Annotated in this window: 6 protein-coding genes, 1 tRNA gene and 1 pseudogene; 5 read left to right on the top strand and 3 right to left on the bottom strand. The window is 64.0% G+C overall.

Annotation, left to right across the window (positions count from 1 at the left end):
* Window positions 1-818: 818 nt before the first annotated feature.
* On the bottom strand, window positions 819-950 hold the full coding sequence (locus ACLP9N_RS27200; RefSeq protein ID WP_442410285.1) for a hypothetical protein: 132 nt from the start codon (window positions 948-950) through the stop codon (window positions 819-821).
* A gap of 191 nt (window positions 951-1141) precedes the next feature.
* On the opposite strand from ACLP9N_RS27200, the gene ACLP9N_RS27195 reads away from it, so the two are divergent.
* From ACLP9N_RS27195 to ACLP9N_RS27180, 4 genes are all read left to right on the top strand, one after another.
* Entirely contained in the window at window positions 1142-3694 is a 2553-nt protein-coding gene (locus ACLP9N_RS27195; RefSeq protein ID WP_442410284.1) for an ATP-dependent Clp protease ATP-binding subunit, read from the top strand.
* 24 nt (window positions 3695-3718) lie between these two features.
* Entirely contained in the window at window positions 3719-4102 is a 384-nt protein-coding gene (locus ACLP9N_RS27190) for a YbjQ family protein (protein ID WP_442410283.1), read from the top strand.
* A 1197-nt stretch (window positions 4103-5299) separates the two neighbouring features.
* Window positions 5300-5917 (top strand): replication initiator, encoded by a 618-nt coding sequence (locus ACLP9N_RS27185; RefSeq protein WP_442410282.1) that lies wholly within the window; start codon window positions 5300-5302, stop codon window positions 5915-5917.
* A 245-nt stretch (window positions 5918-6162) separates the two neighbouring features.
* Window positions 6163-7932 carry a recombinase family protein gene (locus ACLP9N_RS27180; RefSeq protein ID WP_442410281.1) on the top strand — a complete coding sequence of 590 codons (1770 nt, stop codon included), beginning with the start codon at window positions 6163-6165 and terminating at the stop codon, window positions 7930-7932.
* Here the strand turns inward: ACLP9N_RS27180 and ACLP9N_RS27175 are convergent.
* Window positions 7914-7999 (bottom strand) — tRNA-Leu (locus ACLP9N_RS27175). The two genes, ACLP9N_RS27180 and ACLP9N_RS27175, sit on opposite strands and share 19 nt — an antisense overlap.
* A pseudogene (locus tag ACLP9N_RS27170) lies at window positions 7970-8389 on the bottom strand (hypothetical protein); the annotation flags it as partial. The pseudogene ACLP9N_RS27170 and the gene ACLP9N_RS27175, both read right to left, overlap by 30 nt.
* 309 nt (window positions 8390-8698) lie before the next feature.
* Here ACLP9N_RS27170 and ACLP9N_RS27165 point away from each other — a divergent pair.
* The gene (locus ACLP9N_RS27165) at window positions 8699-9898 is read left to right on the top strand and encodes an IS110 family transposase (RefSeq protein ID WP_442410280.1); all 1200 of its coding nucleotides are present in this window, start codon (window positions 8699-8701) and stop codon (window positions 9896-9898) included.
* Window positions 9899-9923: the final 25 nt, after the last annotated feature.

The following is a 9923-nucleotide window of genomic DNA, read 5'->3' as shown; positions in this document are numbered from 1 at the left end:
ATGCGGGCTAACTCGGACGCGATGTTCAATCGTCAATACGGGCAGCCAACGACTAGCTGTGGCGGTCGGTCGGTGTCGGTCGGCTGAATCCCTGCCCAGGGATCTGGTTAGGCGCTACCCAGCGAGTGGTGCCGGGCCGCCCGGCCCCGAGCGAGGGACGAGCGGCAGGGCCGGACAGCGGCGCGGCGCGGCGCGGCGCGCGTGCGCGCCGCCTTGATCCCATAGAGCGAAATTCGGCAGGATGCTGCCCAGCAGGAAAGAACTCTTGATCATGTCGCTTCTGGGCGGTCGGGGTTGTGGTCGTCGGCTTTGAGGTGAGCATGTGTGAGTTTGTTACGGGCGACACTGACGCTCTTGAGCGCTTCGACCAGCAGGGCGATGATGTCCGAGGCGACAAGTTTGTCGTATCCTCTGGCAGCCTGTAGCCATACAGTTCCCAACGGTATTTGTGATCTTGCAGACGGGGCCACAGCTCATCGGCAACGGGTAGAAAATCGTTTACCAGCTCTGCTAATTTGGCGCGCAGACCGGGGTAGTCCTGCGGTTTGTCGGGATTGTCGGGGGTATCGGATGATTCGTTCATGCGCGAACTACCTCCAGTCGGTCGGCGCTGTGTCGACATCTGCCTGCCGAGCATAGGGCGAGTCGACTTGACCTGAGCACGACACAGCGCTACCTATACCCCTACGGCCCAGTGTCAACGGTCAGTGCGAACTCCGGACTGGCGGACAGGTGTCCTCCGGCTCCGCGGACACGAAATCTCCGGGCCTGCGGACAGTTTCGGCGTCCCCGCCAGGGGCGGATAGCGTAAATGCCGGTCAGGCGGCGCCGGTTCGCGCCGCAGTGACCGCAACCGTGGTGTACCGCATCGTGAAGCTGCCCCCGACCGCGTCGATGGCGGCCCCACCTCGGTGCCCATCCTCGCCCAGGCCACCGACACCCAACGCCACGCCTTCCAACTACTCGGCGCCGCCATCCCACTGACCCTCCAGTAGCCAGAACAACCACCACCGAAAACCACGAAAACCCAGCACAACTAAGGTTTCACCCGACTTCACGGCCGTAACTTCGGATTAGAGTGGGAGGCGGGTTCCGCGCGCATCCGTTGTACCCAATGGTGAGGGAGAGCAGGTAACCACCGATGTTCGAAAGATTTACCGACCGCGCACGGCGGGTCGTCGTCCTGGCTCAAGAAGAGGCCAGGATGCTGAACCACAACTACATCGGGACCGAGCACATCCTTCTTGGGCTTATCCACGAGGGTGAGGGCGTCGCCGCTAAGTCGCTGGAGTCGCTGGGCATCTCGTTGGAGGGTGTCCGCAGCCAGGTCAACGAGATCATCGGCCAGGGCCAGCAGGCGCCGTCGTCGGGGCATATTCCGTTCACGCCGCGCGCCAAGAAAGTGCTCGAGTTGAGCCTGCGCGAAGCGTTGCAGCTGGGCCACAACTACATCGGCACCGAGCACATTCTGCTCGGCCTGATCCGGGAGGGTGAGGGCGTCGCGGCCCAGGTGCTGGTCAAGTTAGGCGCCGAGCTGACCCGGGTGCGCCAGCAGGTGATCCAGCTGGTGGCGGGCTATCAGGGCAAGGAGGCCGCAGAAGCCGGGACCGGTGGTCGTGGCGGCGAATCGGGTAGCCCGTCCACATCGTTGGTGCTCGACCAGTTCGGGCGCAACCTGACCGCGGCGGCGATGGAAGGCAAGCTGGACCCGGTCATCGGCCGTGAGAAGGAGATCGAGCGGGTGATGCAGGTGCTGTCCCGGCGCACCAAGAACAACCCGGTGCTGATCGGTGAGCCCGGCGTCGGCAAGACCGCCGTCGTGGAGGGCCTGGCGCAGGCGATCGTGCACGGCGAGGTTCCCGAGACGCTGAAGGACAAGCAGCTCTACACGCTGGACCTTGGGTCGCTGGTGGCGGGCAGCCGCTACCGCGGTGACTTCGAGGAGCGCCTGAAGAAGGTGCTCAAGGAGATCGACACCCGCGCCGACATCATCCTGTTCATCGACGAGCTGCACACGCTGGTGGGCGCCGGTGCCGCCGAGGGCGCGATCGACGCCGCGTCGATCCTGAAGCCGAAGCTGGCCCGTGGTGAACTTCAAACGATCGGCGCGACCACGCTCGATGACTACCGCAAGTACGTCGAGAAGGATGCCGCTCTTGAGCGCCGCTTCCAGCCGGTGCAGGTGGGGGAGCCGACGGTGGAGCACACCATCGAGATCCTCAAGGGTCTGCGGGATCGCTACGAGGCGCACCACCGGGTCTCGATCACCGACAGCGCGATAGTGGCCGCTGCCACGCTGGCTGACCGCTACATCAACGACCGGTTCCTGCCGGACAAGGCGATCGACCTGATCGACGAGGCGGGCGCCCGGATGCGGATCCGCCGGATGACCGCGCCGCCAGACCTGCGGGAGTTCGACGAGAAGATCGCCGAGGCACGCCGCGAGAAGGAGTCCGCGATCGACGCCCAGGACTTCGAAAAGGCGGCCAGCCTCCGCGACCGGGAGAAGCAGCTGGTGGCTCAGCGGGCAGACCGCGAAAAGCAGTGGCGTTCAGGCGATCTCGATGTGGTCGCCGAGGTCGACGACAACGAGATCGCCGAGGTGTTGGGTAACTGGACCGGTATCCCGGTGGTCAAGCTCACCGAGGCCGAGACAACCCGGTTGCTCCGCATGGAGGACGAAGTGCACAAGCGGATCATCGGCCAGGAGGACGCCGTCAAGGCGGTCTCGAAGGCGATCCGCCGCACCCGCGCCGGGCTGAAGGACCCCAAGCGTCCGTCGGGCTCGTTCATCTTCGCCGGACCGTCGGGTGTCGGTAAGACCGAGCTGTCCAAGGCGCTGGCTAACTTCCTGTTCGGTGACGACGACGCGCTGATCCAGATCGACATGGGCGAGTTCCACGACCGCTTCACCGCGTCGCGGCTGTTCGGTGCCCCTCCCGGCTACGTCGGCTACGAGGAGGGCGGCCAGCTCACCGAGAAGGTGCGGCGCAAGCCGTTCAGCGTGGTGCTGTTCGACGAGATCGAGAAGGCGCACCAGGAGATCTACAACAGCCTGTTGCAGGTCCTTGAGGATGGCCGGATGACCGACGGGCAGGGCCGCACGGTGGACTTCAAGAACACCGTGCTGATCTTCACCTCCAACCTGGGCACCGCCGACATCTCGAAGCCGGTCGGCTTGGGCTTCACCCAGGGCGGCGGTGAGAACGACTACGAGCGGATGAAGCAGAAGGTCAACGACGAGCTGAAGAAGCACTTCCGGCCGGAGTTCCTCAACCGCATCGACGAAGTCATTGTCTTCCACCAGCTGACTCCCGAAGAGATCGTCCGGATGGTCGACCTGATGGTGGGCCGGGTCGAGGGCCAGCTCAAGAGCAAGGACATGGTGCTGGAGCTGTCCGACAAGGCCAAGGCGCTGCTGGCCAAGCGCGGGTTCGACCCGGTGCTGGGTGCTCGGCCGCTGCGGCGCACCATCCAGCGGGAGCTCGAGGACGCGCTGAGCGAGAAGATTCTCTTCGAGGAGGTCGGGCCTGGACAGATCGTCACCGTCGACGTCGACAACTGGGATGGCGAGGGCTCCGGCGAAGGTGCGGTGTTGACTTTCACCGGCACCCCCGAGTCGGCCAAGTCGGCCGAATCCGACCTGCCTAAGGCCGAGCCGGCCGCAACCGGCGGAAGCCACGCGGCCAAGTAACCGCGCACGCAGAAAGGTCGGCCCGTGCTGGTCGTCACCACAAACGACATTCCCGGCTGGGAGATCCGATCGCGAAATGCCTTCGCCCAGATCGGCGCGGGATTCAAGTCGATGTTCGGCGGCGAGCTGCAGGGCATGACCAAGAACCTGGCGGACAGCCGCAACAAGGCGATGGGACGGCTGATCAACGAGGCGCGCAACCGAGCCGCCAACGCGGTCATCGGGATGCGGTTCGACACCACCGAACTCGGCGACGTGTGGATGACGATCTGCGCATACGGTACGGCCGTGCAGGCCGTGCCGGTCACCGACGCCGCGAGATACACCGCCTCCCAGCTCGGTTACGGCGGGGCCCCCCAGCCGCCACAGCCCCAGCCGCAGCGGCCGCAGCCGTACAGCGTGGGCTAACTGCTGCGTGACCGAGGTCGTCCGGCTGACGTTCGTGTCGCATGCCATGACCGATGCGATGGCGGGTCACTACTACGAACCGGTCCGCCAGCGCGCCCCGCAACGGTACTCACACCAGACTTAACCCCTGGCTACTCCCTATCGCAGACGAAACTAGTTCACAGCGAACCGATTTCGCCACGCAGTGTCGGGACGCGCCTTCCCACGTTTCCTGCAAGAGCAGCAGACCAGGCTCATGCCGCCTCAATGCCGGACACCACCTGGCCAGAAACCGGGTTACCCGCCAGGCCCTGCTCCCACAGCCCCGCTAATGGCCATGGTTTCGATGCCACTCTGGCTTGACGACACGTCAACAGCGGTTCGGGGTTACTCATCTTCCTGATCCCCACCTGACACCTCACGGGCGCCTTTTCCACATCGCTCACCACGACGGTCTTAGCCAACGCAGCATGTGGTGGTTTGAAGCCTGCGCCCGACCGGCGACTCCGAAGGGCCAAACCTTCATCTCCTGCAGAACACCGATTCCTGAAAGTCCTACCTATCTACATCCAGACCTCCACTCCTCGTTCGTGGCGCACTAGCGGTGGCCCTTCTACGACGGCGTCGCGGTCCTCACCCCACCAATCCTCCCAGGTCGCCCACACTCACCAACGTGACAGTGCCATTGGAAGGCATGTCAATCATTCTTCCTTCTCCGCGACCAGTGACAAAGTCGATAAGCACCGAGCCGTAATGCGTTTCACGATGTTTCACTGCGTTCCGATAAATAGCGGTAACCAAGATGCGCCGACGCAAAACCTGGGAAAAGTTTCTGGGACTGACTGTGGCGCAGCGTGATAACGCCTCTTAGCGTTCTAGATATGGAACGACGCATGAAGGATGAGCGCAGGGACGAGCCCGCCGGGACTGGCTGCGACGCGCAATCCTCAGACGGCGCATCAGGATGAGCTGGAGTGCGCTCGCCTGGGCGACGGACTCAGATGTCGGATCACCTCGACGCGGCACCTGAGTCGGACAGGACGGGTGAGAAGGACCTACCTCGAAGAGGACGACCTACAGGAGGAATGCAATGGCCGAGCTGATGGCGGTCCCGGCGGTGATGGCACGCCTCGGCATCGGCCGCACGAAGCTGTACGAGTTGATCGACTCGGGCGAGCTGCGCAGTGTGAGAATCGGTTCGCGCCGATTTGTTACGTGGTGCGGTTCGGCAGTCAGATCGACGCCCAACCCGTCACCAACCGCGTCGGCGGGACTGACGACCGCGACGGCATTGCGGGCCGGCGGGTGGCGGGCTACCTGGCGAAATACGTCACCAAATCCGCCGCCGACTTCGGTCTCGGCACCCATCGCATCTCCCCGCATGCCATTGCCACCGTGCCGGTCTCCGAGACCGATGTGCGACGCATCTTGCACACCATCGCCGAGCTGGCCCGCCGACCCGGCCGGGCGATCATGCTGACTTGGCTGCATTGCCCGGGGTTTCGCGGGCACATCACCACCAAAACCAGGCGCTACTCCACCACCCTGCAGGCCCTACGCGCACGGCGCTTCCGGTGGCAGACGATGCGCAACCACCTGCCGGCCGAACTCGACCAACCGGCTCACATCAAGGCCGACGACGCTGAACCCGTCCTATGGGAGTTTCGCGGCTGTGGGCACGCCACCAACGGGGAGCGGCTGCTCGTACTAACCGCCGCCCTCGGCGCTCGCCAGCGCCCCAGGCCGCCCGCGATGCGCTCACCGACACCCCGCCGCCGGAGGCCAGCCCATGACCGGACACCAAGACGCGCGGCTAGCGAGAGACCAGTGCCGTGAATGACAAATCCAGCGTCGACAGGAGACGGTCGGTTGAGAACGGAGCAACGGGAAGTCGCGATGTCAACGTCAATGCTCGCGCAGACCGGACGCAGCCTCCACCTGGCGGACGCGAGGACTTCGGCACCGTTCGTTGCCCCTATGCACCGCCAGCACTTAATCCTGCTGCGGCCCAGGTTCTCCTACGAATCCTTCGAGAGGCAGCGATTCGGCGCCCGGTTGCGGCGTGAGGGAAGATAGACAGCGTGCCGGACGAGGTCGACGAGTGGGCAGCGCTAGATGAAGTACTAGGGGTCGAATCAATCGATCTTCCGGAGAACAGCCTGGGACCGCTGGCGTTCTACGGCCGATGCTCGACAGAGGACAACCAGGATCCCGAAACGTCCTTAGGGTGGCAGCTCGGCAACGCCAGCAAGTTTGTCGGGCCGCTGGGCGGCGTGGTGGTTGCCGAATACTTCGACGTCGGCCAGTCTCGCTCGGTCCCCTGGGACCGGCGGGACGATGCCCGTCGACTGCTGAGTGATCTCAAAGATCCGAACCGAGGCTGGGATGCCGTTGTTGTAGGCGAGGGAACACGGTGCTGGTTCGGAAACCAGTTCTCGCTGGTTGCTCCGCGTTTCGCAAACTACGGTGTGCAGCTCTGGATTCCGGAACTCGGCGGTAGGTTCGACTCCAAGAATCCGTCACACAAGATGCTAATGAGCGTCCTTGGCGGGATGAGCGAATCGGAGCGGCAACATATTCAGGCTCGTGTCCGTGCGGCGATGGATGCACAGGTTCTAAACGAGGGCCGACATCAGGGCGGCCGAGCACCCTTCGGTTACATGGTCGTCGACGGTGGGTGCCATCCGAATCCGCGAAAGTCCGCCGAGGGGTATCGATTACGGGTACTCGCAATCGATGAGGAAGCAGCAGATGTCGTGCGTCGGATCTTCGCCGATTACCTCGACGGCAGGGGCGATCGGGCGATCGCCGAAGGGCTGAACCGTGATGGTGTTCCTTGTCCCTCTGCGCGTCGGCCGGACCAGAATCGTCACCGGCTCGCGGACGGATGGCAAGGCAGCACGGTTGGCGCGATCTTGCAGAACCCGAAGTACACGGGCTACGCAATCTTCGGTCGCTGGACCAAGACCGAGATCCTGATGGATCCGGACAATGTCAGTGAGGGGCACGTTGTGCGATTCCGGCGCGCATCGAGCGAACGAATCGTCAGATCGCGACGGCCAGCACATCCGGCGATAGTTTCCGTGGCGCAGTTCACGGAAGTGCAACTGCTCCGTCGGTCCAGAGCGGCGGGCGGACTCGACTCTCGCCGAAAGCTGGAGCGCGGTGCAAAGGCAACGAAATGGCCGTACGCCCTGAAAGGCATGGTGCGCTGCGCATTGTGCGGTCGCCGGATGGAGGGAACACCTCGCCGTTCGAAGAACGAATCGCGGACGTACTACAGATGCGCGGCTCGAAGCATCGCTCCCGGTTCCGCGGTGCTGTCGAGTCATCCGAAGAACGTGTATCTCGCCGAGAGGGCTGTCATCGGACCGCTGAATGCGTGGATCGGTCGACTCTTCGATTGCGAGCATCGGAATGAAACCATTCGGCGATTGGCAGAGGCTGGTTCAGAAGCAAGTGGGGTGGACGACAGCCGTCTGCGGCAGGCGAAGAAGAAGCTCGCCGATGCTGAAACGCGCATGCGCCGACTACAGCTGTCGATCGAGGCTGGTGTGGAACCGGCAGCCGTTGCGGATGCGCTGAACCGTGCGCTAGAAGAACGTGAGGCTGCCCGCGCCGATCTCGACCGAGTACCTACCACCAACGTTCTGACCCAGAAGAAGATCGCGGAAATAGTCGACGGACTCGGAAACGTCGCTGAGCTGCTCAATAGCGCCGATCCATCGGAGTTGGCAGCACTGTACGCCGCGCTTCGATTGGAGATGGTCTACAACGCCGCCGCCAAGATCGTCGGCGTCTCGATTCGTCCGTCGGGTAGGGGTAGTAACCGTGTCCGAGGGGGGACTTGAACCCCCACGCCCATTAGTAGGGCACTAGCACCTCAAGCTAGCGCGTCTGCCATTCCGCCACTCGGACAAGACCAAACCGCATGGGTTGGCAGCTAAGGCTATCGGATTGGGCCCTAGAGACCCAAGCGGACCCAAGCGAGGCCGCCCTGTCCTCGAAGGGGGGCGGATCGCCGTCGGGGTCGGGTGGGGTTGGTCCGGCGTGGCCGGCGCGCTCGGTGCGTCGGGCTTTGCGGGCTTGGTGGTTGTGGCGGCGTTCGGCGGCGACACGGTGGGCGCGGTTTTGGGCGCGCGTGCGTGGGCGTTTGGGCATCATCGCGCCGCGGTCGCCGCAGTAGTCGGAGGGTGGGTCGGCTTCGGGTGCACGCATCGCCCAGTCCTCATTCTCCGAACAGCGTGACAAGCGGTAGGCGAACAGCTCCCCGATCGCCACCAACTGCTCAGCAGCGGCCCGGCTCTCTCGCATCATCGAACATACATTCGGCAGTAACAGATGCCGCCGACATTGATGGTGTTCAACCGAATGGGTTGATGATGGGGCTGGCCTGTCCGCTGCCGGTGGTGACTCTCGCGCCGACTGACGCCCTGCTGGGTTGTCTTTGACTTGATCTGTCCCACCGGTAGCGGGCGGGTCGCACCATTAGGCCCGGCAGGGCGGACATGACTTAATCAGGAGCCTGGCAGTTCCCTCATCAATGTCTTGTCTGCCCGCCCTACCGGGTGTGACCGCTACGGCCGGTGTTGGACCGGCAGAAGGGACTCCACCATCGTGACAGCATCGCGGGTCGTCGTCATCGGCGCCGATACCCACCTCAACACCATCCACGTCGCGGCGATATCTGACACCGGCAAACCCCTTGGCGATGCTGAGTTCCCGACTCGACCGGTGGGTTACTACGTCGCGGTCAAATGGGCACAGAGTTTTGGGACTGTGCTGGTTGCGGGTGTGGAGGGCACTGCCAGCTACGGCGCGGGGTTGACCCGGGCACTGCAGGGAGCGGGTATCGAGGTCGTTGAAGTGAACCGGCCCGACCGCGCCGCACGACGTCGCCGCGGCAAGTCCGACCCCCTCGATGCCTACGCTGCAGCGCGTACGGCGTTGTCCGGCGATGGTCTTGCCGCACCCAAAGATGAACGCAGCACTGCGTTAAGCGCTCTGTTGATCGCGCGCCGAAGCGCCGTGAAGGCCTACACCGCCGCCACCAACCAGATCCAGTCTTTGTTGGTGACCGCGCCGGTTGAACTGCGTGAACGCTACCGGCGCCACACCACCGCCACGCTCATCAAGGCCCTGGCACGCTGCCGGCCCGCCACCCATAGCGATCCAACGACCGTGGTGGTGCTCACCGCGGCCAAAACCCTGGCTTGTCGTGCCCAGTTCTTGCACCATCAAGACCGCGAACTCACCGACCAGATCCACACCCTGGTCCAGGCGATCAATCCCGCACTGCGCGCCGCTCACGGCGTCGGACCTGACACCGCCGCCGCGCTGCTCATCACCGCCGGCATGAATCCTCACCGGCTGCGCAGCGAAGCCGCTTTCGCCTCCCTGTGCGGCGCGGCCCCCATCCCGGCCTCATCAGGCAAGACCACCCGCCATCGCCTGTCCCGCGGCGGTGACCGTTCGGCAAACAACGCGCTATACCGCATCGCCCTGGTGCGTATGTCCAACGATCCCCGCACCCGCGACTATGTCGCACGCCAAATCGCCAACGGACGCAGCAAGACTGAAATCCTGCGGCTGCTCAAACGCGCCATCGCCCGCGAAGTCTTCCGTCTGCTCACTCAACCCTGCGTCATCGACGACTACAGCGATCTACGCCCAACCCGCCGAGCTAAAAACATCACCTTGACCACCGTCGCCAACCACTTCGGCGTCTGGCCCAACGACATCTCGCGCCTCGAACGCGGACTCAAACGCGACGACCCCCTCGCCACCAACTACCGCGCCTGGCTCACCGCCGCTTGACCCCTTAACACGAATAGGAGCATCA

The sequence above is a fragment of the Mycobacterium sp. genome, assembly GCF_052144515.1.
GTDB lineage: Bacteria > Actinomycetota > Actinomycetes > Mycobacteriales > Mycobacteriaceae > Mycobacterium.
Note: the sequence above shows the minus strand (reverse complement) of the source record. Positions and strands in the feature narration are given on the sequence as shown.